Here is a 24,924-nt window from a genome sequence, read left to right as displayed (position 1 = left end):
TAGACTTTAGATTCATGGGTATCTCAACACAGGCGGCAGACGGGTCCGAACGCAAGGTCGCGGTGGTGACCGGCGCGAGTTCGGGCATCGGCGAGGCGACGGCGCGGGCATTGGCTCACGACGGCTACCACGTCGTCGTCGGCGCCCGCCGCACTGAGCGGATCGAGGCGCTGGCCGCAGAGATCGGCGGTCGCGCACACCATCTCGACGTCACGGACGCCGAGTCGGTCGAGCAGTTCATCGCCTCCCTCGACCGGGTGGACGTCCTGGTCAACAACGCGGGCGGAGCGAAGGGCTTGGCGACGGTCGCGGACGCAGACCTCGACGACTGGCGGTGGATGTGGGAGACGAACGTCATCGGCACCCTGCGCGTCACGAAGGGCATGCTGCCGCTGTTGGAGGCGTCGGGCGACGGACTCATCGTCACCATCACATCGATCGCGGCGATCGAGACGTACGACAACGGCTCCGGCTACACTTCGGCCAAGCACGGCCAGTCGGTGCTGCACCGGACGTTGCGGCCGGAACTGTTGGGCAAGCCGATCCGGCTCACCGAGATCCTGCCGGGCATGGTCGAGACCGAGTTCTCCCTCGTCCGATTCGACGGAGACGCCGAACGAGCGGACGCCGTCTACCGCGGACTCACCCCGTTGACTGCGGGCGACGTCGCCGACGTGATAGCGTTCGCCGCCTCCCGCCCACCGCACGTGAACCTCGACCAGATCGTCCTCATGCCGCGTGATCAGGCGAGCGCCCGCCGCAACGTCAAGACCGGGTGAACCCGGCACGGTCGCCTTACGACCGGGCGAACCCGGCACGGTCACCTTACGACCGGGCGAACCCGGCACGGTCGCCTTACGACCGGGCGAACCCGGCACGGAGCTCGACGACCGCTGCCAGGACCTGCGCCACCTCGTCGGTGTCGGCGATTCGGAATTTGGCTGCGGTCGCGCCGCCGCCGACCTTGACGCTGACATCGCCGGGCAAATTAAGGTGCGCGAACGCCTTCTCGTCGGTGATGTCGTCACCCAGGTACAAGACGGCTTGGGCGTGGACGCGGTCGCGAAGCCGGTCCAACGCATGCCCTTTGCTGGTTTCGATTACGGCGAGTTCGACGACGGCCTTACCGTGAGTGACGTCCACGCCCTTCCATGAGGCGGGGCCCTCGACGGCGAGCGCGAGCGCGGCCCGGGCGTCCTCGTCGGACGCGTTGCGCACGTGCAGCGTGGCGCTCGCCGGTTTCGTCTCGACAGTGGTGCCGGGGAACCGAGCGGTGATCGCGTCGAATTCGGTGACTATCGATGCCAGAAGCGACCGCTTCTCGTCGGTGAGCGGCTCGTCGAAGCCGGATTCGAACTCGGCTCCGTGGCTGCCGACGAGCGTCACCGGGTCGCCGAGCCCGGACAGTGCTGCAAGGTCGGCTCGGGCCCGCCCAGACACGAGCGCCGCCCACGTGTTCGGGAGTTCGGCGGCCGCAGTCAGGGCCGCCGCAGACGCCGGGTCGGGCACCGCGTCCTCCGGACGCGACACGATCGGCGACACGCAGCCGTCGTAGTCGGATGCGATGAGCACCCGATCGAGCGACGCGAACTCGGCGAGTGCGTCGCCGAGGGGCGTCGCCCGAGACGTCGGACTCACCGGGCGGCTTCGTTGGCGGCGGCGGCGCCCGACAGGCACTGTAAGAAGCTCTGCGACCACAAGTCGACGTCGAAGTCGAGGACCTGCTGGTGCAGGACGGCCATCCGCTCGCGACGGTCCTCGGGGGAGTCGGTCACCGCGCGGACCACGACGTCGCGCACATTCTGTCCGTCGTACGGGTTCACCAGGTATGCCTGCTCCATTTCGGCTGCGGCCCCGGTGAACTCGCTGAGCACGAGGGCACCGCCGAGGTCAGCGCGGGCCGCCGCATACTCTTTCGCGACCAGGTTCATGCCGTCCCGCAGCGGGGTCACGAGCATGACGTCGGCGGCGAGGAAGTACGCCAGCAGTTCGTCGCGCGGCACGGGCTGGAGTAGATACCGGACCGGGGGGCTGCTCACCGTGCCATGGGTTCCGTTGATGTGCGCTACCGAGCGCTCGATGCGGTCGCGGACCGCGATGTAGCTGTCGACGTGCTCCCGGCTCGGGCTGGCCAGCTGCACCAGGACGGTGTCGGCCGGGTCGAGTCGACCTTCGCGGAACAGACCGTCGAGCGCGTCGAGCCGGACGTCGATGCCCTTCGTGTAGTCGAGTCGGTCGACCCCCAGCAGGACCGTCGACGGGTTGCCGAGTTCGGCGCGGATCGCTGCAGCGCGGTCGGTCATCGCCGCGGCCTGTTCGGCTACCGCGGAGGCGTCAATCGAGATCGGGAACGACCCGACCCGGATGGTGCGTGAGCCGTCTCGGACGGTGCCGAGTCCGTCGCGGACACCGACGGGGTCCCGCGAGGCGTCCAAGTTCAGGACACGGCGGACCAGAGTCAGGAAGTTCTCGGCGCCGCCCGGCAGATGGAATCCGACGAGGTCGGCCCCGAGGAGACCGCGGAGCAGCTCCTCACGCCAGGGGAGGCGCGCGAACAGTTCGAACGAGGGGAACGGGATGTGCAGGAAGAAGCCGATGCGCAGGTCGGGGCGAAGTTCGCGGAGCATCGACGGGACGAGCTGCAGCTGGTAGTCGTGCACCCACACGGTCGCGCCCTCGTCAGCCGCCTCCGACGCGGCTTCGGCGAACTTGCGGTTGACGACCACGTACGTCGTCCACCAGTCGTGGTCGAAGACCGGCTCCACGAGCAGATCGTGGTAGAGCGGCCAGAGGGTCGAATTGGCGAAACCCTCGTAATAGTCGGCGATCTCATCGCTCGACAGCGGAACCGATCGAATGCCGATTCCGTCGATCCGGGGGTCGTCCGACGAGTCAGGGACGCCGCTCCATCCCACCCACGCGCCCGACCGCGAAGCCAGGGTCGGAGTCAATGCAGTGACGAGCCCGCCGGGCGCACGCTTCCACGTGGTGGTCCCGTCGGGCTCGACACGTTTGTCGACCGGGAGGCGGTTGGCGACTACGACGAAGTCAGCCATGCCGGTTCAGGCGGCCGGCTCGTCCGGTGCGATTCCGAGCATCGAGAGGAGCATCCGGCATTCGTCGGCGTCCGTCGCGTATGCGGCGACGACGCGCCGCGCGGACAGCGCGGTCTCGTCGGCCACGGGCACCAGTTCGTCGTCTGCGGCGATATCAGTTGTCTTAGCAGGCATGCTGCAGATTCTACCCTTCCCCGCTCAACTGCTCCGGTCCGCGTTCGCGACGATCGCATCGCGCACGTACTGCGCCAACCCCGGTTCGAGGTCGTTGTACGTCGCCGCGAACCGCGGGTCGCTGATGTACATCTCGCCCAGACAGCGGTGGAATTCGTGGTCGCAGTCGTAGAACCGCTCGTCCATCTGCCCTCGCGCGCGTTCGGCGATCGCCACCGCGACGTCGCCGTCGGCCGGTTCGCCCGCACGCTTGGCCGCGATGAACGCGTCGTTCGTAGCGTCCTGCTCGTCTTTGATCTGCGCCCAGTCGGCTTTCGTGTAGCGGGCGGTCCGAGCCTGCGACTGGGCCCACCTGTCGGTGTCTCCCCACCGCTCTTGTGCTTCGGCCTGGTACTCGTCGGAGAACCCGTGCCCGAACAGTTCGCGCATGTCCTCGTCGGTCGCCGGTCGGTTGTTCATCTCTCGCTCCAATGCTTGATCGATCGCGTCGACGAGCACCTCGAGCTCGTCACGCCTGGCCGCGACGACGTCACGCTGACGGCGCAGATGCTCGACGGTTCCGTCCGGACCGTCGAGCAGGTCGGCGATCTCGTCGAGCGGCAGCTCCAGCCGCCGGTACACCACGATCTGTTGCAGCCGCACCAGATCCGCCTCGGTGTAGAGGCGGTATCCGGCGCTGCTCCGTTCGGTGGGGCGCAGCAACCCGATCTCGTCGTAATGGTGCAGGGTCCGCACCGTCACGCCGGAACGGTCGGCGAGCCGCCCCACCGTCCAGGTGGCGTCCTTGCGTGTCATCGTCACGCCTTCGATCGTCGACTCTCACGTCGCGTGAGAGTCAAGCCTTCATGTCGGTGCCGTGTCGGCCGGGCCGGCGCATCACCGGTTTAAGCAGGTCAGGTCGCTGCGGTATGCGGATGAGGCCATTGGGAAGACGCGGGCGCCGCAGGGAGCGGGCCAGGAACTCGCCGAGGGTGACTCCGGCGGCGAGCGCGCACCCGGTCGTCAACGCGGCGGCGACCTCACCGAACCCGATCAGCGACTGGCCGCTCATGATTCCGTAGAGGCCACGGTAGATCGAGAGGCCGGGCAGGAGCGGGGTGATGCCAGCGACGGCGACGACGAGCGGCGGGGTGAGCGCCCGGCGGGCGGCGAGACCACCGACGAGACCGACCACGATTGCGGCCGCGGCCGAGCTGAGAATGGTGCCGGAGTCGGTGAGGGCGAGACCGAACGCGACCGCCGCCGCGACGGCGCCCGCTCCGAACGCGACCGGGATGGCGCGTCGTTCGGCGTAGCTACCGACGGCGAACGCTCCGGCCGCGATCGCGCCGCCGACGATGCGCGCGGCGAGGTCGGTTGGGCCGAACGGCATCTGGGTGCCGAGACCGGGCAGGATGACGCCGAAGCTCTCGGTCATCCGCAGACCCAACGCGACGCCTGCGAGGATGCCGCCGGTCAACAGGACGACTTCGCAGAAGCGCGCCGTTCCGGTGATCGGGGCTCCGGTGATCGCGTCCTGCACCGAACCGACGAGCGACAGCCCGGACAGGAGCACCACGATGCCGGCCGCGATGATCTGGGACGGCACGAACGTGTCGTCGAGCCCGAGCGCGTCCCGCCAGTGAAACAGCAGCGCCGCGGGCACGATGGCGATGAATCCGCCCGCGAACTGTTGGAAGAACATCGGGGTCCCGACTCGGGCGAGACGTCGGTTGAGGGTGACGATGACGATCGTCGTGATGAGCGCGGTGATGCCGACGATCCAGGTGCCGCCGAGCAGGATCGAGATGCCCGACGCCATCACTCCCCACCCCGTGTTCGCTATCCAGTACGGGTAGGGGTGCGGGGCCCGGGTGATCTCGTCGACGATGCCGTGCGCCGTCGCAGGGGTGATCGCGAGTTGCCGGATGCGACGGACCAGTCGGTCGACGTGTGCGAGTCGGGTGAAGTCGAGCGACCTCGCGTACACGGTGCGCACACACGTCACCGGCGGCAGGTTGTTCCCGCGCTGCGCGCACACGAGGATCGTGTTGAACGTGACGTCGATGTCGACATCGTCGAGACCGTAGATACCCGCGACGAACTCGATCTGGCGTCGAGTATCGATCGCGCCGGTCCCCGAGTCGAGGAGGACCGCGCCGATCTTGGCAGCGAGGTCGAGGACCTCGGTGATCGCGGCTTCGTCGTCGATTGCGATCGGCTTGCGCGGTGCGACGACGATGCTGCCCGGCTCGATCGTGTCGATCGTGGCCTGGGCTGTTCCGAGGACTCGGTTGAGTCCTCGACGGATGAACGCACGCACGTGCGTGGCCTCCTCTCGGTCCGGTAGGTAGACGGGTGGGTGCGTGGTGTCGCGGCTATGCAAACGATGCTAGTCCCGGCCGGGCGGCGGGCGACCGTTATACTTTTACCCCGCACGCCTCCTTAGCTCAGTGGTAGAGCACTCGCCTTGTAAGCGAGCGGTCGTCAGTTCAATCCTGACAGGGGGCTCCACCACGTTCCCTTCGGTTGTTCGCCGGAGGGAACGTGTGCGTTGCGCACTGTGATGGACGTGGCATATCGCCGAGGTCTCTAGTGCAGAACGCACTGTGCTCACACCGGATTCGCACGGTCTTCTCAGCGGCCGTCCGTAGATTCGCCGCATGAGTTCAACAGCTGACAACTTCGTGCAGACCCGATTCATCGACGGTTGGTCCAGAACGAACGGGGTCCACGCCGCGGTGCTCGCGACTCGCGACGTGGACACCATCGCGCGGGCCGTCGAACGGGTGGCCGACGAGTGCCCCGACGCGCCGAGATATCTACGGCACGGAGTGATCGCGCGAGGGCTGGGACGCTCGTACAACGAGTCGGCGCAGAATCGAGCGGGCCTCACCATCGACATGACCGCACTCGATCGGATCCACCGGATCGACGGAGAGGAACTGGTGGTCGACGTCGACGCAGGCGTGAGTCTCGACCGGCTGCTGCGGACGCTCGTCCCGCTCGGGTTGTGGCTGCCGGTGCTGCCGGGGACCCGACAGGTCACTGTCGGCGGGGCGATCGCCCACGACATCCACGGCAAGAGCCACCACAGCACCGGCAGCTTCGGCGACCAGGTTGTCGACGTCGATCTACTGGTCGCCGACGGCCGCATCCTCACCCTGACGCCGGATGGATCGCCCGACGACCCCGACGGATCGCTGTTCTGGGCGACGGTCGCCGGACTCGGCCTCACCGGCATCATCCTGCGTGCGCGTCTGCGGGTGCAGCGCACCGACAGCGCGTACTTTCTCGCTGACGGTGTCGTCACCACCAGCGTGGAAGAGACGATCGACCTGCATCGCAACGGGTGGGGCGACTCCGCGGACTACAGTGCGGGCTGGTTCGACGCGGTCAGCAAGGAACCCAGGCTCGGTCGCGGCTTCTTCACGCGCGGTCGGCTCGCGACCGTCGAAGAACTGCCCGCGAAGCTGCGGAAGAATCCGCTGACGTTCGACGCCCCGCAATATCTGACGGTGCCCGACGTCTTCCCGAGCGGGCTCGGCAACCGGTACACGTTCGGTCTGATGAGTGAAGCGTACTTCCGCACCGGTTCGACGTTCACCGACAAAATCCACAACATCACCGGGTTCCTGCACCCGCTCGACATCATGGGGGAGTGGAATCGCTTCTACGGTCGGAAAGGATTCCTGCAGTACCAGTTCGTGATTCCGCCGGAGAACCTCGAAGCGTTCGGTCCGCTGCTGCGCGCCGTGCGACGCTCCGGGCACGCGAGCTTCCTCAACGTCCTCAAAATGTTCGGCGACGGCAACCGCGCGCCGCTGTCGTTCCCGACAGCCGGCATGACCGCGACGTTCGACTTCGCAATCAGCCGTGGACTTGACCGCCTCGTCGCCGACCTGGACCGCCGCGTCCTCGACGCGGGCGGACGTCTCTACTCGGCGAAGGACTCGGCGACATCGCCCGCCACCTTCCGCGCGATGTATCCGCGGTTGGACGAGTGGATCGCGGTGCGCCGCCGCATCGACCCGACGGGGGTGTTCGTCTCCGACATGGCGAAACGGTTGAACCTCGTGTGAGAGGAGGCCTCAGCGCAGGGTGAGACGGCCTAGTACAGGGCGATCAGGTCGGTCCGCAGATCCTCCTGCGGGGTCGACGACGGATCGTTTACGTAGATCTCGATCGTCGCGCGGGGCGTCGACCCGCCGTTGGCCTCGTGCACCTCCATCAGCGCCTCCCACGCCGAGCCGAGACCGTCGAAGCCGCCGATGTGGCTCATGATCAACGCCTTGCCGGACGGGAACACCTCGTTGGCGATGTCGTGCGGGTTATCGGGGTCGCCGAAGTCGACGGTGTCGACCGGCGCGTCAACCGGGAAGCCGAGCGTCAGGTCGAACACGTCGGTCGGGTCGCCCTCATACATCGCGTAGCCGGGGCCAGCGGGCCGCGTCTGCGCGAGCGTGTGGAACGACTCGTCGAAAATCTCCCGCAGGTCCTCGAGCCGGACGTCGTAGAACTTCTGAGTGACGACGGCGATCCCGTCGGGCAGCGTCACTTCCATGGGCTGCAGGAACGAGTCGTCACGAAAGAACAGCGGGATGCTCATGCCAACAGAGCGTACGGACGCCCCGATGCGCTCGCACTGCAGGCCGGTGCCGGTGACGGCACAATGGGACTGTGAACTCCGATGATCTGGTCGTCGACACGTCCAACGGACCGATCCGAGGCATCGCCAGCGAATCCGTCGACGTCTGGAAGGGGATCGCCTACGCGCGGCCACCGGTCGGCGAACTGCGGTGGCGGCACGCCGTCGAACCCGCGTACCACGCCGACGTCATCCCCGCGGACACGTTCGGTCCCGTCTGCCCACAACCAGTGATGCAGGTGGTCGAGCTCGCGGCAGGCACTCGGCAAGAAGAGGACTGCCTCTACCTGAACGTCGCGACGCCGCGCGGGGCGGCGGCGAGCGACGCGGAACTCCCCGTCATGGTGTGGATCCACGGCGGAGCCTATCTGTGCGGCGCAGGCTCCCAGCCGATGTACAACCCGGCCTCGTTGATCACGACCGGCAACAGTGCGGGCACCCCGACCGTGATCGTGACCGTCAACTATCGGATGGGCGCGTTCGGCTTCACCGACCTGTCGGCGTGGTCGACGGCCGACCAGACGTACGAGGCCAACTGTGGGATGTCCGACGTCCTGGCCGCATTGGGATGGGTGAACCGGAACATCGCCGGGTTCGGCGGCGATCCGTCGAACGTCACCGTGTTCGGCGAGTCGGCGGGCGGCGGCATCGTCACCACCCTCCTCACCATGCCCGCGGCCGACGGCCTGATCCACCGGGCGATAGCGCAGAGTTCGCCCGCCACCAGCGTGTACGGACGCGAACGAGCGGAGAAGTACGCCGAGCTGATGCTCGCGCCCATGCCACCGGACCGGGTACGGCCGGGCATGCTGCGCAGCGTCCCGGTCGGCGCGCTCGTCGCCGGATCGCAGCGCGCGTTCCTCGACGTCCCGCGAGACTTCCCAGGAACCATCGCGCACACACCGGTGATCGACGGCGATCTGATACCCGACGATCCGCTGCGGGTCTACGACAGCGACGGTGCGCTGCCGGTGCCTCTGCTGATCGGTACCAACCGGCACGAGACATCCCTGTTCAAATGGATGTCGTCGCCGCTGATGCCGGTCAAGTCCGAGCACGTCGACGCGATGTTCGCGCACATCGGCACCGAACAGCCGGAGCTCCCGCTGCCCGAACCCGACCACCTCGACGACTCGTATCAGCATGTGAAGACGCGGGTGCGGAGCATGGCCATCTCGCGCGACATCGGGTTCCGGATGCCCGCGCTGTGGATCACCGAAGCCCACCACCGACAGGCGCCGGTGCACCTGTACCGGTTCGACTGGGCGACTCCGTTGCTCCGATTCATCGGCTTCGGCGCGGCGCACGCCACCGAACTGCCGTACGTGTGGGGCAATCCGACATCCACCAAACGCGACCCGATGTATCGACTCGGCGGCCGCCAGACCGGCGACGACGTGTGTCGCCGCGTACAGCGTCGCTGGCTCAACTTCGCGGCGTCCGGCGACCCCCGAATCGGCGACGGCAGTGATGAAGCCCGGTGGGAGCCGTACACCGACGACCGGCACGCGTCGTTGCGCATCGGCGCGCACGACACGGCATCAGTCGGTCTCGACGACGCATTGCTGCAAGCATGGGGTGAGGAGGTGCTGAGTTTCCGATGACTTACCCACACGTGCGCAGGCACGGTTCACAGGCATTGTTCGACGGCGGATTCGCCTATAGCGCAGAGGTTCTCGACGGTTCGGTGCTCTTCACCGCCGGGGTGTCGCCGTTGGATCGGGACGGCGAGGTCGTCGCTCCCGACAATCCCGTGGCGCAGACCGGGCACACTGTCGCGCTGCTGACGAAGCTGCTCGCCGAGCGCGGCGCGACGATCGGCGACATCGTCAAACTGACCGTCTACGTCGCCACCTCCGATCGGACGGACCTCGCCGCCGTCTGGCAGGTGCTCGCCCCGGAGTTCGGTGCCGACATCCCGCCCGCCGTCATGGTGGCGGTCACCGTGCTGCCGTATCCCGGGCAGCGCGTCGAACTCGACGCCGTGGCAGCAGTCCGATGAGTCGTCCGTTCGTCGACGACGCTCAACGTCGCAGCCGCCTCCAGCGACGGCAGTTGTTGGCCGACGATACGACGCGCGACGTCGTCGACGTGGCCGACGCCGTCGTCGGCCTCCACGCGACCACCGCGTCGACCGTGCACCTGTCGGTGTGGGCGCGCAGCCCGCAGACTCTGCCCGCAACGGTCGACACCGCGCTCTACGACGCCCGCACCGTCGTCAAACAACTCGCCATGCGCCGGACGCTGTTCGTGATGAGTCGGCCGGTCCTGGCCGACGCCGTCGGCGCAGTCGGGAGCCGAGTGGCCGCGTCCGAGCGGACCAGCCTGCTGCGCGATCTTCGGCGGGACGACGGCCCCGCCGACCCGGAGCAGTGGATCGCCGACGCGCGATCCGCCGTCCTCGCACTGTTGGACGGCACCGAACTAACCGCTGCACAGGTGCGGAAGGCGTTGCCCGACTACGACCTATCGATTCTGCGGGACGTCGGCAAGAAGTACGGCGGACCGTCGCCGATGCTGCCGCGGCTGCTCAACCACATGGCCGCCGCGGGCGACGTCGTCCGCGGAACCAACCGAGCCGAATGGTTCGTGTCCCGACCGGGGTGGACGTCGATGACATCGTGGCTCGGTGAGCCGCTCGCCGAGGTGACCCCGGTCGACGGCCACCGCGATCTGATCGCGCGCTGGTTGCGAGCGTTCGGGCCTGGCACCGAGACCGACCTCGTCTGGTGGCTCGGGTCAACCAAGTCCGCCGTCCGGGCAGCGCTCGCCGCACTCGACGTCATCGAAGTGGATCTGGAGTCCGGTGACGTCGGATACCTGCTCGCCGACGACGCCGGCCCCGTCGAGCAGGTGGCTCCGCGGGCACTGCTGCTTCCGGGACTCGATCCGACGACGATGGGGTACAAACAGCGGCGCTTCTACCTCGACGACGCCCACGTCCCGCACTTGTTCGACAGCAACGGCAACGGCGGTCAGACGGCATGGTGGGACGGGCGGATCGTCGGAGGGTGGGTGCAAGAGGACGGCCGGGTCCGCGTCCAACTGCTGCAAGAGGTTCCGGTCGAAGCGGTGCGGGCGTTGACAGCGCGCGCCGACGAGTTGGAGCAGTGGTTGGGGGGAGTCCGCCTCGCTCAGGGGGCGTTCGCATCGCCGCTGATGAGAAAGACCTCGACACGCGACACTAGCGACTCGCGTTCACAGGAAGCTCCCAGGGTTCGGCCAGCGGGAGAGTAGGCGGCAGGGGCATCATCGGTTGGTATGAGCGAGACCCCTGCCGCCAAGATTCTTGTCGTCGACGACGAGGAGAACATCCGAGAACTGCTGTCCGTGTCGTTGAAGTTCCAGGGACACGAAGTGCGGACAGCGGCGAACGGGCCCGCGGCCATCGACATCGCACGCACCTACAAGCCCGACGTCCTCATCCTCGACGTGATGATGCCGGGAATGGACGGATTCGGCCTGCTGCGTAGGCTACGCGCGGACGGCGTCGCGGCGCCCGCGCTGTTCCTGTCGGCCCGCGACTCTGTCGAAGACAAGATCAACGGCCTCACCATCGGCGGCGACGACTACGTGACGAAACCGTTCAGCCTGGAAGAGGTCGTCGCACGGATCGGCGTCCTGCTGCGTCGCAACGGCCACGGCGACAAGGCGACCGAACCGTCACGCATCGTCTTCGCCGACATCGAGTTGGACGAGGACACACACGAAGTGTTCAAGGACGGGGATCTCGTCGCGCTGTCGCCGACCGAGTTCACGCTGTTGCGCTACTTCATGGTGAACGCGGGGACGGTGCTGTCCAAGCCGCGCATCCTCGACCACGTGTGGAACTACGATTTCGGCGGCGACGTGAACGTCGTCGAATCGTATGTCTCGTACCTGCGACGCAAGATCGACACGGGCCCGCAACGGCTCATCCACACCCTTCGCGGCGTCGGGTACGTGATGCGCGAGCCACGCACGTGAACGCGCTCGCAGCACGCCTGCGGGCGATGCCGTTGCGGGTGACTCTCGTTCTGTTGACGGTGATCCTGGTGCTCGTCGGTCTCGGGGCGTCCGGCATCGCCGTCACCTCGGCGATGCGCAGCGACCTCACCTCCCGTGCCGACGGGGAGCTGATCGACGCGGTCAACGGCTGGGCGCAGCCGCACGGGCCCCGTGAGGACGACTCTCCGGGGCCGCCCGGCCTGCGGCGCCCGCCGTCGCAGTACTTCGTCGCGGCCTCCCTCCCGAACGGGTTCCAGATCACCTTCAACGACTACGGCTCGGCCCCCGACCTGTCGTCCCTGCCCGACGGCGACGCGGCACCGCGCACCGTCGGCTCGGAAGGGTCCGGCCCCAACTGGCGGGTCGTCAAACGTGTCTTGAACGGGACGTCCAGCGTCGTCGCGATGCCGTTGACCGACATCGACGCGACGATGACCCGGCTGATCTGGCTGCAGGTCGGGGTCGGCTGCATCGTCCTGACCGTGATCGGCGTCCTCAGCTATCTCCTGGTGCGGACCAGCCTGCGGCCGCTGCGTCGCGTCGAGGAGACCGCGCACGCCATCGCAGGAGGCGACCTTCACCAACGTGTCCCGGCGCGCCCAGTGAACACCGAGGTGGGAAGCCTCGGCGAGTCGGTCAACGCGATGCTCGCCCAGATCCAGGGAGCGTTCGCGGCGACCGAGGCCTCCGAACAGCAGGCTCGTGCCTCGGAAGAGAAGATGCGCCGATTCGTCGCGGACGCCTCACACGAACTGCGGACGCCGCTGACATCGATCAAGGGGTTCGCCGACCTCATGTCGATCGGCGCCGCACCGGATCCTGACGACGCGGTCCGTCGGATCTCCGGCGAAGCCGACCGGATGACGATGCTCGTCGAAGACCTCCTCGTGCTCGCCCGACTCGACGCGCAGCGGCCACTGGCCATCGAACCGGTCGAAGTGCTTCCGGTACTCGTCGACTCGGTCGAGGCGGCGCGAGTGTCCGCTCCGGGTCGGGACATCGACCTCGACATCGTCGGGTTAGACCCGGTGACGACGGTGGCGGGCGACCGGTTGCGACTGCGGCAGGTCCTCGGAAACCTCGTCGGGAACGCGATCGCACACACCGGTGGCTCCATCACCGTGTCGGCGAAGGTCGACGGCCCCGACGTCGTCGTCGCCGTCCTAGACCACGGTCCAGGACTCACTGCGGTCGAACGCGACCACATCTTCGAACGCTTCTACCGCGGCGACCCGTCACGCCACCGCGAGGAGGCCGGATCGGGCAGCGGACTGGGACTGTCGATCGTGGCGGCCCTCGTGCACGCGCACGGAGGCCGCGTGGGCGTGCGTTCCGAGCCGGGGGAGGGTGCCTGCTTCTGGTTCGCGCTCGCGCGCACCAGGGAGTCGGCCACGGACACGGACGAGTCCGCGGGCACGGGCGGACGGCAGTAAGGTCGGGGCATGGCTTCGGTATTCACGCACATCATCAACGGAGATCTGCCCGGGCGTTTCGTCTGGAAGGACGGCCAGTCCGTCGCGTTCATGACGATAAATCCGGTCACACCGGGACACGTGCTCGTGGTGCCGCGCAAAGAGATCGACCATTGGGAGCAGATCGACACGCCCACGTTCACGCATCTCATGGACGTGTCGCAGAAAGTCGGTCGCGCAGTGAAAGACGCGTTCGACGCACCGCGGATGGGCCTGCTCATCGCCGGACTGGAGGTGCCACACCTGCACATCCACGTGTTCCCGGCTCACTCGCTGGAGAGCTTCGACCTGTCGAAAGCCGACCAGGATCCGTCGCCCGAGTCGCTCGACGACGCGGCGACCAAGATCCGGGCCAGCCTCCACAGCCTCGGCTACGGCGAATACGTCGCCGACTGACCCCTTTCCATGACCTACGCAGTCTGATGCACGAGCATCGGGGAGACGGCCGAGGCGCCCGCTTCGCGCAGTGACGCCGCGGCCAACGTGATCGCCCACCCCGACGAGGTCTCGTCGACGACGAGCAGCACGGCCAGCCCAGCGACCTCGGGCGGCGCCGACCCCAGATGGTCGCGCCAGTAGGCTGCTTCCGTCGCGCTCGTGGCGTCCCGGCTCGGGACCGGTCCAGCGACGACCGGATACGCCGAGCCCGGGCGTCGTCCGACGCTGCGGAGACGTTCGGCGAGATCGGCTGCCAGATCCCCGCCGCGCAGATCCAGGGACACGATCGTCTCGGGGCGGATCCCACCGCGCCGTCCCCAATCCGCGAGGACAGCGACCGCGGACTCCGACAGTCGGTCTCGCGCGGTCGCGTCCCCGTTCTTGGCGGCGTCGAGCACATCGCCCCACTGCGGCGCGTCAGCGAAGGCCAGGACCCGCCCGGCCTCCGCCGCGAGTTCGGCGGGGATCCGGCCGCGGCGACCGAACGACCCGCCCGGCCACATCTTGCGCGGCGCCAGGATCTGCGCGTCGCGACGGAGGACGGCCGACAGAGTCGCGACCGTCTCGTCGTCGGGGCGCTCGTTGAGCCCCGGAGTGAGTTCGCCTCGGCACACCGAGCAGCGGCCGCAGTCGTCGGCGGCCGGATCGTCGAGCGACTCGGTGAGCAGTCGCATCAGGCAGCGTTCGCCGCGGACGAACGCCCGCATGATGTCGGCTTCGCGTTGGCGCACCGCGACGACACCCTCGTAGTGCGGTGCGTCGTAGACGTACGGTCGGCCGGTCGCCGCCCACCCGTCCGGCGTCCGCTCGACCACGCCGTCGACGGCCAACTGCTTCACCGCCAACTCGACCTTGCCGCGCCGGACACCGGTCGCCGACTCCAGATTAGGCACGCTCACCGGCCCGCCCGCCTCGTTCATCGCGTCGAGGATCCGATTCATCCGCTTCGGGTCGGGGATGGTCGCCGTCGCGAAATACTCCCAGATCGAGTCGTCGAGCCGCGATGCGAGGAGAACGACTACCGCCTCGTCGAGGGCGCGTCCCGCACGACCCACCTGCTGGTAGTACGACACCGGTGACGGCGGAGCCCCGACGTGGACGACGAACCCGAGGTCGGGCTTGTCGAAACCCATCCCGAGCGCGGACGTCGCGACGAGCGCTTTCACCCGGTTGTCCAGGAGTGCGTCTTCGAGCTCATGACGCTCATCGGCCGGCAGCTGCCCGGTGTACGCGGCCACCCGGGGTTCGTCGCCCCACACGGTGCGGATCGCGGTGACCAGCCGGTCGGCATCGGCGACCGTCAACACGTAGATGATGCCGGAGCCGGGCAGGAACGGCAGCTCCTGCGCCACCCAGCCGTACCGCTGAATCGGTGAGAGTCCATCGACGACGTTGAGGTGCAACGACTTCCGCGCCAGTGCGCCGCGCAGAACGAGCGTGGCCTCGCGGTCGAGTTGATCCGGCCCGCTCGCTTCGCTCCCGGCGCCGAGTTGATCCGGCCCGCTCGCTTCGCTCCCGGCGCCGAGTTGATCCGGCCCGCTCGCTTCGCTCCCGGCGCCGAGTTGATCCGGCCCGCTCGCTTCGCTCCCGGCGCCGAGTTGAGCGGCGATGTCATCGGTCACGCGCTGGTTCGCGGTCGCTGTCGTCGCGAGCACCGACGTCTGCGGATTCAAGTTCTGCAGCACATCGGACACCCGGCGGTAGTCGGGCCGGAAGTCGTGTCCCCAGTCGGAGATGGCGTGCGCTTCGTCGATGACGACGAGACCGAGCCGGCCCGCGAGCGCGTGGAGGACGCGAGCGCCGAAACCGGGATTCGCGAGCCGCTCCGGCGAGACCAACAGGACGTCGAGGCTCCCGGCCAGCAGATCGCCCTCGACGGCGGCCCACTGGTCGACATTGCTGGAGTTGAGCGTCGCAGCGGTCAGGCCGGCGCGGCTCGCGGCAGCGACCTGGTCGCGCATCAGCGACAGGAGCGGCGAGACGATCAGGGTCGGGCCGCCGCCCGCCTCCCGGATCACCGCGGTCGCCGCCCAGTAGACGGCGGACTTGCCCCAGCCGGTGGCCTGCACGACGAGCGCGCGCGAACCGGGAGTCGCGAGCGTCGCGACCGCCGCCTCCTGGTCATCGCGGAGTCGGGCGTCGGGCCCCGCGAGCGCGGTGATCACGCGGTCGGCCACAGATCGCTGGGCATCAGTCAGAACCGTGGGTGTGCTCATGCGACCAAGGTATAGGCGACCGGTGACGAGATCGAATGCGTTATCCACAGGAGCGCCACTGACCCTCTCGTTGGTGTCACCAGGTAACACCGTCGAGAGGGCTAGTGGGGTGCGGGCAACGCGACGCTCACCTACCCGCTGCGGTAGCCGACTGCGCGAGCCTGCCTCAGCGATTTCACAGGTCGAACGCAGAGGTGTCGGAGGTTGAGCGGCGAATGTGGTCGCCATGAAGACAACACTCGCCTCCGCACCGGCCGCCGAGGCCGCACTAGTGCCACGCCCGCCGGTCCTCGACATCGTCGTCCCCGTCTACAACGAGGAGGACGACATCGCGACCGCCGTCGAGCGTCTCCGCGATCACCTGGCGCAGCACGTCCCCTACCCGGCCCGCGTCACCGTCGCCGACAATGCGAGCACCGACCGGACCCTCGCAATCGCGGAACGTCTCGCCGAACAGCACGACGACGTACGGGTGGTCCACCTCCCGCAGAAAGGGCGTGGAGGTGCGCTCAACCAGGTGTGGCGAGCGAGCGACGCCGAGATCGTCGCCTACTGCGATGTCGACCTGTCGACGGACCTGAATGCCCTGATGCCGTTGATCGCACCGTTGATCTCCGGGCACTCGGACATCGCGATCGGCACCCGCCTCGCGCACTCGTCGCGAGTCGTCCGCGGACCGAAACGGGAAGTCATCTCGCGGTGTTACAACTTTCTACTGCGCACGACGATGCACGCGCGCTTCTCCGACGCACAGTGCGGATTCAAAGCGATGCGGACCGACGTCGCGCGACGTCTCCTTCCCTATGTGGAGGACACCGGATGGTTCTTCGACACCGAACTGCTGGTGCTCGCCGAGCGGGTGGGGTTGCGGATCGCTGAAGTGCCCGTCGACTGGACAGATGATCCCGACAGCTCGGTGGACATCGTCGCCACCGCGCTCGCCGACCTGCGTGGATGTGCTCGTATCGGATGGGCGTTCGCACGGGGAGCGCTCCCGATCGCCGAACTGCGCGCGACTCTCGGACGTGATCGCCACGCCGGACCTCAGGTCGACGGTGCACCGCACGGAATGGTCGGGCAGCTCGTCCGCTTCTGCGCAGTCGGCGTCGCGTCGACCCTCGCCTATGCGCTGCTGTACTTGGTGCTCCACTCGGTGTTCGGCGCGCAGGCAGCGAACTTCGTCGCCCTCGCCGTCACCGCGGTCGGGAACACCGCCGTGAACCGACGGTTCACCTTCGGAGTCCGAGGATCCGAGCGGGTCGTCCGCGATCAATTCGTCGGACTCTGCGTCTTCGGCTTCGGCTGGGCCGTCACCGCGCTGTCGCTCGTCGTCCTACACGGCTTCGCACCTGACGCCGGACGCATCGTAGAACTCGCCATCCTGGTCGTCGCGAATCTCGTCGCCACCGCGACGCGCTTCGTCGGGCTGCGGACGCTGTTCGCGAGCCGTGAACGCGCTGCGAACACGGGTGTCGCGTGAACGTCACCGGCACGACCGTGCCGGACTCCGCCGAGCGGCCTGAGCCGTCGCGGCGGGCGACGCTCTGGTCGCTCGCCGTGCTCCTCGTCGGCACCGCCGTCCTCTACCTGTGGAATCTGTCGGCGAACGGGTGGGCGAACTCGTTCTACACGGCGGCGATCCAGGCCGGCTCGCAGTCGTGGAAGGCGTGGTTCTTCGGCTCGTCCGACATGGCCAACTCCATCACCGTCGACAAGCCGCCGGCCTCCCTGTGGATCCCGGGGATCGTCGTGCGGGTGTTCGGGTTGAACTCGTGGACAGTGCTCGTCCCCGAAGCCCTGATGGGCGTGGCGTCGGTCCTCCTGCTGTACGTGATCACCCGTCGACTCTTCGGGCACTGGGCGGGCATCGGTGCGGGCGCGGTTCTCGCGCTGACTCCGGTCGCCGCGATGATGTTCCGCTTCGACAACCCAGAAGCGCTACTGATCCTCCTGATGATCGCGGCGTGCGGTGCCCTGTTGACGGCGATCGAGACCGGTCGCCTGCGGTGGATGATCGCCGCAGGCGTCGCGATCGGCTTCGGCTTCCTCGCCAAACAGCTCGAAGTGATGCTGATCGTGCCCGCGATGGTCATCGTGTACTTCGTGGCTGCGCCGGGCAGTTGGAAGCGCCGCGTCGGGCATCTCTTCGCCGCCCTCGGCTCGCTGATCGTCGGCGCCGGATGGTGGGTTTTCGCCGTCACGCTGTGGCCCGCGTCGAGCAGGCCGTACATCGGCGGCTCACCGAACAACTCGATCCTCGAACTGACACTGGGATACAACGGCCTCGGCCGACTCTCCGGCGACGAGGAAGGAAGCGTAGTCCCCGGTAAGGGAATCCGAGAGCAGACCGGCCGACTCGCCGAAGCAGGCTTCGGGGGCGGCGCTGGGGGCGGCCCCGGCGGGGGCGGCGGGATGTGGGGTGAGACCGGCTTCTGGCGCATGTTCGACTCCGAACAGGGCGGCCAGATCGCCTGGCTGATTCCGGCAGCGGTCATCACCCTCGTCGGGGCTCTCGTCGTCCTCGGTCGAGCACCGCGCGCGGACGGTCGCCGCGCCTACCTCCTACTCTTCGCCGGATGGCTGGTCTCGATGGCGGGCACCTTCAGCTATATGGCTGGCATTTTCCACAGCTACTACACCGCGGCGTTGGCGCCCGCGATCGGCGCCGTCGTCGCCGGATCGGTCGCGATCCTCTGGCCACAGCGAGAGAAGCTGTGGATTCGGGCGGTCTTCGCAGTCACGACCTGGGGGACGGCAGGGTGGGGATTTACGCTCCTGGCCCGCTCGTCCGAGTTCCTTCCGTGGCTCCGATGGGTGGTCCTGGTGGGCGGTGTCGTGGCCGGGGCACTGCTGCTCGTCGGCGGCGTTTCGGCGCGGCAGCGGCGGCTCGCCGTCGGCGCTGCGGCCGGCGCGATTCTCGTTGGTCTCGCCGGTCCGACCGCGTACACGCTCGACACCGTCGCGACGGCGAAGGACGGATCGATCATCAGCGCGGGACCGCAGACCGGTGGCCCCGGCGGCCCGGGAGGGCACGGTCCGGGTGGGGGTCACCGGGGCGGAATGCCCGGCGGCCAGATGTCGCCCGGTCAGATGCCCGGCGGCGGGCCGCCCGGAACGTCAGGCGGCGGGCCGCCCGGAACGTCAGGCGGCGGGCCGCCCGGAATGTCAGGCGGAGGCGAGTTCGGTGCCATGGGCGGTGGTGGACTGCTCAGCAGCTCGGAGCCGACGGAGAAGCTCACCGCCCTCCTGCGCGAAGACGCTGACGACTACACGTGGATAGCCGCAGCGATCGGATCGAACGAGGCCTCCGGTTACCAGATCGCGACCGGCTATTCGGTGATGCCGATCGGCGGCTTCAACGGGACCGATCCGTCGCCGACCCTCGCCGAGTTCAAACAGCTCGTCGTCGACGGGAAGATCCACTACTTCATCGGCGGTGGCGGAGGTGGGTTCGGGAGCAGGGAGGGCACTGCGTCCGAGATCACGGATTGGGTTGAATCCACGTTCACCTCGACGACGGTCGACGGCGCGACGCTGTACGACCTGAGTGGCGACACAGACTGACCTCCGGCGCCTGTTGCACGCCCGATCCACGGGACGCAGTCTAGTGTGACGGCGTGCCAAAACGAACTCAGTTGCAGCGGATGGTCGGGCGCGACCCAGACGAGGGCGAACGGGCGGGGAGCGGCCTGGAAGTCTTCTACGACCTGATCTTCGTCGTCCTGTTCTCGGTGGCCGGCGTCCAACTCGCCGACTACCTAGCCGAAGGCGAGGTTTTCGTCGCGGTCATCGGCTATCTCCTCGTCGCCTTCGCCGCGATCTGGGCGTGGATCAACTTCGCCTGGTTCGCGTCGGCGTTCGACACCGACGATCCGTGGTTCCGCCTGGCCGTCCTCGTCCAGATGATCGGCGTCTCGGTGATGGCGGTCGGGGTGCCACCGGTGTTCTCGTCGATCGACGCCGATGCCCACGTCGACGTCAAGGTCATAGTCTTCGGTTACATGGTGATGCGGCTCGGCCTCGTGCCGCAGTGGTTGCGCGCCGCTCGAGAGTCGGCGCGATGCAGGCAGACGTGCCTGACGTACGCGGTGGCGTGCGTCGTCGCCCAGATCGGGTGGACGATCGTCGCCCTCGCCCCGATGGGGTTGCGGATGACCCTGGTCGCGATCGTGATCTGCATCGTCATCGAGTTCCTCGGCCCGTACATCGCGGAGACGAGGCTGACGGCCACGCCGTGGAATCCCTTCCACATCACCGAGCGGTACTCGACGCTGATCGTGATCACCCTCGGTGAGGGCGTCGTCGGCACGGTCGCCGTGCTCCAGGCGCAGATCGGTCGCACCGGCTGGACCCTGCAGACCGTCGTGCTCGGTGCGACCGCGCTCGGTGTCACCTTCGCGATGTGGTGGCTGTACACGGCGATGCCCAACGGCCAGGCGCTCGCGGACCGCCGCGACCGCTGCTTCCCGTGGGGCTACGGGATGGTCCCCATCTTCATGGCGTGTGCGGCAGTCGGCGCGGGCATGGATTTGATCGCCAAGTGGATCGAAGGCGAGACTCATGACTCTTCGCTCATGGTGATGGCCGCCGTCGCCATCCCGTTGGCGGTCTTCACCATCGGTGTAATCGTCGCCCACTACTACCTCGTCGGCCCGTCCGGCATGGAACTGATTCTGATCGTCACCGCTCTGATTCCGATCGTCGTCGGACTCGTGCTGGTCGCGGTCGGGGTGCCACTCCTGGTGACTGTCGTCGTCGGCGCTCTCGCACCCGTCCTGCCCGTCCTCATCATCGAATTTAGCGAGAGGTTCGAACCCGCTACGCTGTGATGCGTGCGCGCACTGGTGATCGGCTCGGGCGGCCGCGAACACGCCCTTCTCCTCGGACTCGGTCGGGACCCGTCGGTGACGGAGCTTCACGCTGCACCCGGCAACGCAGGCACCGCAGCGATTGCGACCAACCACGCGGTCGATGCGAACTCCGGTGACGCAGTAGTCGCGCTCGCTCGAGAGATCGGCGCCGACCTCGTCGTCGTCGGACCCGAGGTACCGCTGGTGCATGGTGTCGCCGACGCGCTCCGCGCCGCGGGCATCGCAGTGTTCGGCCCAAGCGCGGAGGCCGCGCAGATCGAAGGGTCCAAGGCGTTCGCCAAGGATGTGATGGCCGCGGCGGGTGTCAACACTGCGCGCGCGGAGAGCGTCACGGCGGTCGCCGACGTCGACGCGGCCCTCGATCGTTTCGGGCCGACGTGGGTCGTCAAGGACGACGGGTTGGCAGCGGGTAAGGGCGTCGTGGTCACCCCCGATCGGGCTACCGCTCGTGCCCACGCCGTCGACGTCATCGAGAACGGACACCCGGTGCTTCTCGAGAGCTTCCTCGACGGGCCCGAAGTCTCCCTGTTCTGTCTCGTCGACGGCGAGACAGTCGTCCCGCTGCTGCCGGCACAGGACCACAAGCGTGTCGGCGACGGTGACGAGGGCCCCAATACGGGCGGCATGGGTGCCTACACGCCGCTGCCGTGGCTGCCCGACGGCATGGTCGATCGCATCGTCGACGAGGTGGTCCGTCCCGTCGCCGCCGAGATGGTCGAGCGAGGCGTCGGCTTCTCCGGTCTGCTGTACGCCGGCCTGGCCATCGGACCGGACGGCCCGTCCGTCGTCGAATTCAACTGTCGCTTCGGCGATCCCGAGACGCAGGCCGTTCTCGACCTACTCGAGTCCCCGCTCGGCGAGGTCCTCGGCGCCGTCGCGAACGGCACGCTCGCCGATCTCCCCGCGCTGCGCTGGTACGACGGCAGCGCCGTCGTCGTGGTGCTCGCCGCCAAGAACTATCCGGGCAGCCCGCGCACCGGCGACGCGATCAGCGGGGCCGGCACTGTAGGCGTCCTGCACGCGGGCACCAAGATCGATGATTCCGGCGACATCGTCTCCTCGGGGGGACGTGTGCTGTCCGTCGTCGGCCGCGGCGCCGACCTCGCGCAGGCGCGCGCCCAGGCCTACGCCCGCCTGTCCGAAGTGACCCTCGACGGTTCGCACTTCCGCACCGACATCGGCAAAGCGGCCGAAGACGGTCGGATCAAGCTTTAACACTGAGTGCCGGGTTGAGTACGACGCACTTCGGCACTTTCTTTCGGCGTCAGGCCGAAAGAAAGTGCCGAAGTTCTTCTAGCCCGACGGCCAGCCGCGACACCACGATGCCGCGTCTCAGGCGGCCAGCGAGCGACCGAGGAACGCGATCTGATCGGGGAGCGCCGACCGCCAGTAACGGTTGGTGTGGCCGCCCGGCGACGTCGCGAATGCCGCGGGTGGGTGCAAGTCAGCTGTCCACTGCCGCGTGTACATGTAGAACTGGTCCGATGTCCCGACACTGATCATCAATGGGATGTTCGCGAACACATGCTGCTGCCCGAACATCGAGTTCGCACGGTAGTCGGCGTACGAGTCGAACGCGCGCGGTGGGAACTGTGCGGGATCGGCCCACATCGCAGGTGAACTGACGGCGATCGCGGCGACGCGCTGCGGCCCGAGGATCGCGCCGATCCGCAGCGCGCCGTATCCGCCCATCGACCAGCCGAACAGGCCGATCTTGTCGGTGCGAAGATCGAGCTCGGGACTCTGTTCCAGCATTGGAACGAACTCGTCGATGATCATCGCCGCGCCGTCGGCACCGTCGGTCCGCAGGTGGAAGTAGTTGTTGCCGACGTCGGCGCAGGCGACCGCGAACGGCGGGTTCCCGGCGTCGACGTGTTGTTGGACGAAGCCCTGAATGTTCAGACCGTGACTGAAGATCGTCTTCTCGTTGGTGTTGAGGGCGTGCGCGACGACCACGACCGGCAGTTCGCCGGTCACGCCGCGCGGGCGGGCCACCGCCCAGCGCGTGGGCCGTCCGGCCATTTTCGCCGACACGAACTCACCTGTGACGACCGGCGGATCGTTCGGGATCGTCGCGGGCGTCGTCTCGATCGCCAGTTCGTCGTCGGCGCCGACGTGTGCCGCGCCGTGCGGGGTCAGCGGGTCGTTCGACGCACAGGCCCCCAGCCCGAGCACCGCCAGACCGGCGCCGCCTGCGAGGAGCCCGCGCCGTGAGATCGCACGCGGAAGTGCGCCACCGGACGTCAGCGAACTCGAGAACTCGCTGAGGTGAGGTGTCGTTTCAACGGGAGTGGAACGGTCGTCGGCCATCGCCCGCGAATTCTACCGGGACGGCGGCCGTAATCCGACCTGTCAGCGAGGGCAGGTGCAGCGCTGGTCTTGCGGTACCGGAGACATGACTTCGTCGACATGGGCGCCGCAACCGTCCCAGGTGATCTTGCCGCAGGCCTTGCACGTGACGGGATAACACATGAGCTCGAGGATACGGGGCGCCGCGCATGCGATCGATCCCGACTCCGACTCGGCAGAAGGGCTCGATCCCCAGAAGGGGTTCCCCAGAAGGGTTCCGCAGAAGGGTAGGGATTCGGCAGGTGCACTGGACACCACTAGACTGCACAACGTGGGTAAACCTGCTATCAGCAATGTCCTTGCCAATCGATACGCGTCTGCCGACCTGGCACAGATCTGGTCGCCGCAGCACAAGATCGCGTTGGAGCGTCAACTCTGGATCGCCGTGATGAAAGCGCAGCGCGCCCTCGGGATCGACGTCCCTGCCGACGCCATCGTCGACTACGAGCGGGTCGTCGACCAGATCGACCTCGAGTCGATCGCCGACCGTGAGCGGGTCACCCGCCACGACGTGAAGGCTCGAATCGAAGAGTTCAACGCACTCGCTGGGCATGAACAGATCCACAAGGGCATGACGAGCCGGGATCTCACCGAGAACGTCGAGCAACTGCAGGTCCTGTTGTCCCTGCAGCACGTGCGCGCACACGGCGTCGCCGTACTTGCCCGCGTCACCGATCGTGCGGCCCAGTATGCGAGCGTCGTCATGGCGGGTCGTAGCCACAACGTGGCAGCCCAGTCGACGACCCTCGGGAAGCGTTTCGCGTCCGCGTCGGACGAACTGATGATCGCCCTGACCCGTGTCGATGAACTGATCGCGCGCTACCCGCTCCGCGGCATCAAAGGCCCCATGGGTACCAGCCAGGACATGCTCGACCTACTCGACGGCGACGCGAGCAAGCTCGACGAGCTCGAAGGCAAGGTCGCGCAGCACCTCGGCTTCGCGACCGGTCTGACCTCCGTCGGCCAGGTGTACCCACGCTCCCTCGACTACGACGTCGTCTCCGCGCTCGTGCAGGTCGCGGCCGGACCGTCGTCCCTGGCCACCACGATCCGTTTGATGGCGGGTCACGAACTCGTCACCGAAGGCTTCCAGCCCGGCCAGGTCGGCAGTTCGGCGATGCCGCACAAGATGAACACCCGCAGCTGTGAGCGGGTCAACGGCCTCGCCGTCATTCTTCGCGGCTATGCGTCGATGACCGGCGAACTCGCCGGAGCCCAGTGGAACGAGGGCGACGTGTTCTGCTCGGTGGTGCGACGTGTCGCGCTGCCCGACGCCTTCTTCGCGATCGACGGACTCATGGAGACGTTCCTGACGGTCCTCGCCGAATTCGGCGCCTATCCGGCCGTCATCGCTAACGAACTCGACCGCTACCTGCCGTTCCTCGCCACCACCAAGGTGTTGATGGCATCGGTGCGCGCAGGCGTCGGACGCGAGACGGCGCACGAGGCCATCAAGGAGAACGCCGTCTCCGTCGCCCTCGCGATGCGTGAAGAGGGCCGCGAACCGGATCTCCTCGACCGGCTCGCCGCCGACAGCCGCATTCCGCTCGACCGGGCACAGCTCGACGACCTGATCGCCGACAAGTCGGCGTTCACCGGGGCGGCCGAGGCACAGGTCGCGTCGGTCGTCGAACAAGCACAGAAATGGATGGACGCCCACCCCGACGCCGCCGCCTATACGCCCGCGCCGATCCTGTAGCGCCCGCGCCGATCCTGTCACGACGTCTCCGACCC

Annotated in this window: 22 protein-coding genes and 1 tRNA gene; 14 read left to right on the top strand and 9 right to left on the bottom strand. The window is 67.8% G+C overall.

Annotated elements, in window-relative coordinates; genetic code table 11:
- Nucleotides 1–14: 14 nt before the first annotated feature.
- Nucleotides 15–779, top strand: a complete 765-nt coding sequence (locus L5G33_RS08790; protein ID WP_236997792.1) for an SDR family oxidoreductase — start codon at nucleotides 15–17, stop codon at nucleotides 777–779.
- 76 nt (nucleotides 780–855) lie between these two features.
- Here L5G33_RS08790 and otsB read toward each other — a convergent pair whose 3' ends face one another.
- The 5 genes from otsB to L5G33_RS08765 are packed head-to-tail and all read right to left on the bottom strand — an operon-like array spanning nucleotide 856 to nucleotide 5,532.
- Nucleotides 856–1,638 (bottom strand): trehalose-phosphatase, encoded by a 783-nt coding sequence (gene otsB, locus L5G33_RS08785; protein WP_372476877.1) that lies wholly within the window; start codon nucleotides 1,636–1,638, stop codon nucleotides 856–858.
- A complete protein-coding gene (locus L5G33_RS08780; RefSeq protein ID WP_236997791.1) occupies nucleotides 1,635–3,056 on the bottom strand; it encodes an alpha,alpha-trehalose-phosphate synthase (UDP-forming) in 1,422 nt (473 codons plus the stop codon). The genes otsB and L5G33_RS08780 overlap by 4 nt, the downstream gene beginning before the upstream one ends.
- Before the next feature lie 6 nt (nucleotides 3,057–3,062).
- Nucleotides 3,063–3,230 (bottom strand): hypothetical protein, encoded by a 168-nt coding sequence (locus L5G33_RS08775; protein ID WP_236997790.1) that lies wholly within the window; start codon nucleotides 3,228–3,230, stop codon nucleotides 3,063–3,065.
- A gap of 24 nt (nucleotides 3,231–3,254) precedes the next feature.
- Nucleotides 3,255–4,025, bottom strand: a complete 771-nt coding sequence (locus L5G33_RS08770) for a MerR family transcriptional regulator (protein ID WP_236997789.1) — start codon at nucleotides 4,023–4,025, stop codon at nucleotides 3,255–3,257.
- A gap of 40 nt (nucleotides 4,026–4,065) precedes the next feature.
- Entirely contained in the window at nucleotides 4,066–5,532 is a 1,467-nt protein-coding gene (locus L5G33_RS08765; protein ID WP_236997788.1) for a threonine/serine exporter family protein, read from the bottom strand.
- Nucleotides 5,533–5,648: 116 nt separating this feature from the next.
- On the opposite strand from L5G33_RS08765, the gene L5G33_RS08760 reads away from it, so the two are divergent.
- A tRNA-Thr gene (locus tag L5G33_RS08760) sits at nucleotides 5,649–5,723 on the top strand.
- A gap of 149 nt (nucleotides 5,724–5,872) precedes the next feature.
- Nucleotides 5,873–7,291, top strand: a complete 1,419-nt coding sequence (dprE1, locus tag L5G33_RS08755) for a decaprenylphosphoryl-beta-D-ribose oxidase (RefSeq protein ID WP_236997787.1) — start codon at nucleotides 5,873–5,875, stop codon at nucleotides 7,289–7,291.
- Between the two features lie 29 nt (nucleotides 7,292–7,320).
- Here dprE1 and L5G33_RS08750 read toward each other — a convergent pair whose 3' ends face one another.
- The gene (locus L5G33_RS08750; protein WP_236997786.1) at nucleotides 7,321–7,818 is read right to left on the bottom strand and encodes a GyrI-like domain-containing protein; all 498 of its coding nucleotides are present in this window, start codon (nucleotides 7,816–7,818) and stop codon (nucleotides 7,321–7,323) included.
- Nucleotides 7,819–7,889: 71 nt separating this feature from the next.
- Here L5G33_RS08750 and L5G33_RS08745 point away from each other — a divergent pair, with 71 nt between their 5' ends.
- The 6 genes from L5G33_RS08745 to L5G33_RS08720 are packed head-to-tail and all read left to right on the top strand — an operon-like array spanning nucleotide 7,890 to nucleotide 13,712.
- Nucleotides 7,890–9,461 (top strand): carboxylesterase/lipase family protein, encoded by a 1,572-nt coding sequence (locus L5G33_RS08745; RefSeq protein ID WP_236997785.1) that lies wholly within the window; start codon nucleotides 7,890–7,892, stop codon nucleotides 9,459–9,461.
- A complete protein-coding gene (locus tag L5G33_RS08740; RefSeq protein ID WP_236997784.1) occupies nucleotides 9,458–9,859 on the top strand; it encodes a RidA family protein in 402 nt (133 codons plus the stop codon). Before L5G33_RS08745 ends, L5G33_RS08740 begins: the two co-directional genes overlap by 4 nt.
- Nucleotides 9,856–11,094 carry a winged helix DNA-binding domain-containing protein gene (locus tag L5G33_RS08735; RefSeq protein WP_236997783.1) on the top strand — a complete coding sequence of 413 codons (1,239 nt, stop codon included), beginning with the start codon at nucleotides 9,856–9,858 and terminating at the stop codon, nucleotides 11,092–11,094. Before L5G33_RS08740 ends, L5G33_RS08735 begins: the two co-directional genes overlap by 4 nt.
- 24 nt (nucleotides 11,095–11,118) lie before the next feature.
- Nucleotides 11,119–11,823, top strand: coding sequence for a response regulator transcription factor (locus tag L5G33_RS08730; protein ID WP_236997782.1), 705 nt, complete (start codon nucleotides 11,119–11,121; stop codon nucleotides 11,821–11,823).
- A gap of 26 nt (nucleotides 11,824–11,849) precedes the next feature.
- A complete protein-coding gene (locus tag L5G33_RS08725; protein WP_236997814.1) occupies nucleotides 11,850–13,277 on the top strand; it encodes a sensor histidine kinase in 1,428 nt (475 codons plus the stop codon).
- Nucleotides 13,278–13,286: 9 nt separating this feature from the next.
- Nucleotides 13,287–13,712 (top strand): HIT family protein, encoded by a 426-nt coding sequence (locus L5G33_RS08720; RefSeq protein ID WP_236997781.1) that lies wholly within the window; start codon nucleotides 13,287–13,289, stop codon nucleotides 13,710–13,712.
- A gap of 14 nt (nucleotides 13,713–13,726) precedes the next feature.
- On the opposite strand, the gene L5G33_RS08715 is transcribed toward L5G33_RS08720, so the two are convergent.
- Nucleotides 13,727–15,970 (bottom strand): RecQ family ATP-dependent DNA helicase, encoded by a 2,244-nt coding sequence (locus L5G33_RS08715; RefSeq protein ID WP_236997780.1) that lies wholly within the window; start codon nucleotides 15,968–15,970, stop codon nucleotides 13,727–13,729.
- A 226-nt stretch (nucleotides 15,971–16,196) separates the two neighbouring features.
- Between L5G33_RS08715 and L5G33_RS08710 the strand changes: the two genes are divergently transcribed.
- From L5G33_RS08710 to purD, 4 genes are read left to right on the top strand one after another with little or no spacing between them, the layout of a single operon-like run.
- Nucleotides 16,197–17,450, top strand: coding sequence for a bifunctional glycosyltransferase family 2/GtrA family protein (locus tag L5G33_RS08710; RefSeq protein WP_236997779.1), 1,254 nt, complete (start codon nucleotides 16,197–16,199; stop codon nucleotides 17,448–17,450).
- Nucleotides 17,447–19,534: an ArnT family glycosyltransferase gene (locus L5G33_RS08705; RefSeq protein WP_372476876.1), complete on the top strand. Its 2,088-nt coding sequence runs from the start codon at nucleotides 17,447–17,449 to the stop codon at nucleotides 19,532–19,534. Before L5G33_RS08710 ends, L5G33_RS08705 begins: the two co-directional genes overlap by 4 nt.
- A 53-nt stretch (nucleotides 19,535–19,587) precedes the next feature.
- Entirely contained in the window at nucleotides 19,588–20,799 is a 1,212-nt protein-coding gene (locus L5G33_RS08700; protein ID WP_236997778.1) for a low temperature requirement protein A, read from the top strand.
- A gap of 3 nt (nucleotides 20,800–20,802) precedes the next feature.
- Nucleotides 20,803–22,056: a phosphoribosylamine--glycine ligase gene (purD, locus tag L5G33_RS08695; protein WP_236997777.1), complete on the top strand. Its 1,254-nt coding sequence runs from the start codon at nucleotides 20,803–20,805 to the stop codon at nucleotides 22,054–22,056.
- A gap of 117 nt (nucleotides 22,057–22,173) precedes the next feature.
- Here the strand turns inward: purD and L5G33_RS08690 are convergent, their stop codons facing one another.
- Together L5G33_RS08690 and L5G33_RS19535 are read right to left on the bottom strand one after the other, a co-directional pair.
- Nucleotides 22,174–23,151: an alpha/beta hydrolase gene (locus L5G33_RS08690; protein ID WP_236997776.1), complete on the bottom strand. Its 978-nt coding sequence runs from the start codon at nucleotides 23,149–23,151 to the stop codon at nucleotides 22,174–22,176.
- Between the two features lie 42 nt (nucleotides 23,152–23,193).
- Nucleotides 23,194–23,313, bottom strand: coding sequence for a DUF8730 family Cys-rich protein (locus L5G33_RS19535; protein ID WP_504877688.1), 120 nt, complete (start codon nucleotides 23,311–23,313; stop codon nucleotides 23,194–23,196).
- A gap of 148 nt (nucleotides 23,314–23,461) precedes the next feature.
- Between L5G33_RS19535 and purB the strand changes: the two genes are divergently transcribed.
- Nucleotides 23,462–24,889 carry an adenylosuccinate lyase gene (gene purB, locus L5G33_RS08685; RefSeq protein WP_236997775.1) on the top strand — a complete coding sequence of 476 codons (1,428 nt, stop codon included), beginning with the start codon at nucleotides 23,462–23,464 and terminating at the stop codon, nucleotides 24,887–24,889.
- Nucleotides 24,890–24,924: the final 35 nt, after the last annotated feature.

This window comes from Gordonia liuliyuniae (assembly GCF_021738805.1).
GTDB classification, from domain to species: domain Bacteria; phylum Actinomycetota; class Actinomycetes; order Mycobacteriales; family Mycobacteriaceae; genus Gordonia; species Gordonia liuliyuniae.
This window is presented reverse-complemented; position numbering and strand designations above follow the sequence as displayed.

What these genes read in the sequence shown, in the direction of transcription:
- L5G33_RS08790 (WP_236997792.1), top strand. Translation starts at nt 15, where the DNA reads ATGGGTATCTCAACACAGGCGGCAGACGGGTCCGAACGCAAGGTCGCG.
- L5G33_RS08780 (WP_236997791.1), bottom strand. Translation starts at nt 3,056, where the DNA reads ATGGCTGACTTCGTCGTAGTCGCCAACCGCCTCCCGGTCGACAAACGT.
- L5G33_RS08775 (WP_236997790.1), bottom strand. Translation starts at nt 3,230, where the DNA reads ATGCCTGCTAAGACAACTGATATCGCCGCAGACGACGAACTGGTGCCC.
- L5G33_RS08770 (WP_236997789.1), bottom strand. Translation starts at nt 4,025, where the DNA reads ATGACACGCAAGGACGCCACCTGGACGGTGGGGCGGCTCGCCGACCGT.
- dprE1 (WP_236997787.1), top strand. Translation starts at nt 5,873, where the DNA reads ATGAGTTCAACAGCTGACAACTTCGTGCAGACCCGATTCATCGACGGT.
- L5G33_RS08750 (WP_236997786.1), bottom strand. Translation starts at nt 7,818, where the DNA reads ATGAGCATCCCGCTGTTCTTTCGTGACGACTCGTTCCTGCAGCCCATG.
- L5G33_RS08740 (WP_236997784.1), top strand. Translation starts at nt 9,458, where the DNA reads ATGACTTACCCACACGTGCGCAGGCACGGTTCACAGGCATTGTTCGAC.
- L5G33_RS08735 (WP_236997783.1), top strand. Translation starts at nt 9,856, where the DNA reads ATGAGTCGTCCGTTCGTCGACGACGCTCAACGTCGCAGCCGCCTCCAG.
- L5G33_RS08730 (WP_236997782.1), top strand. Translation starts at nt 11,119, where the DNA reads ATGAGCGAGACCCCTGCCGCCAAGATTCTTGTCGTCGACGACGAGGAG.
- L5G33_RS08725 (WP_236997814.1), top strand. Translation starts at nt 11,850, where the DNA reads ATGCCGTTGCGGGTGACTCTCGTTCTGTTGACGGTGATCCTGGTGCTC.
- L5G33_RS08720 (WP_236997781.1), top strand. Translation starts at nt 13,287, where the DNA reads ATGGCTTCGGTATTCACGCACATCATCAACGGAGATCTGCCCGGGCGT.
- L5G33_RS08715 (WP_236997780.1), bottom strand. Translation starts at nt 15,970, where the DNA reads ATGAGCACACCCACGGTTCTGACTGATGCCCAGCGATCTGTGGCCGAC.
- L5G33_RS08710 (WP_236997779.1), top strand. Translation starts at nt 16,197, where the DNA reads ATGAAGACAACACTCGCCTCCGCACCGGCCGCCGAGGCCGCACTAGTG.
- L5G33_RS08690 (WP_236997776.1), bottom strand. Translation starts at nt 23,151, where the DNA reads ATGGCCGACGACCGTTCCACTCCCGTTGAAACGACACCTCACCTCAGC.
- L5G33_RS19535 (WP_504877688.1), bottom strand. Translation starts at nt 23,313, where the DNA reads ATGTGTTATCCCGTCACGTGCAAGGCCTGCGGCAAGATCACCTGGGAC.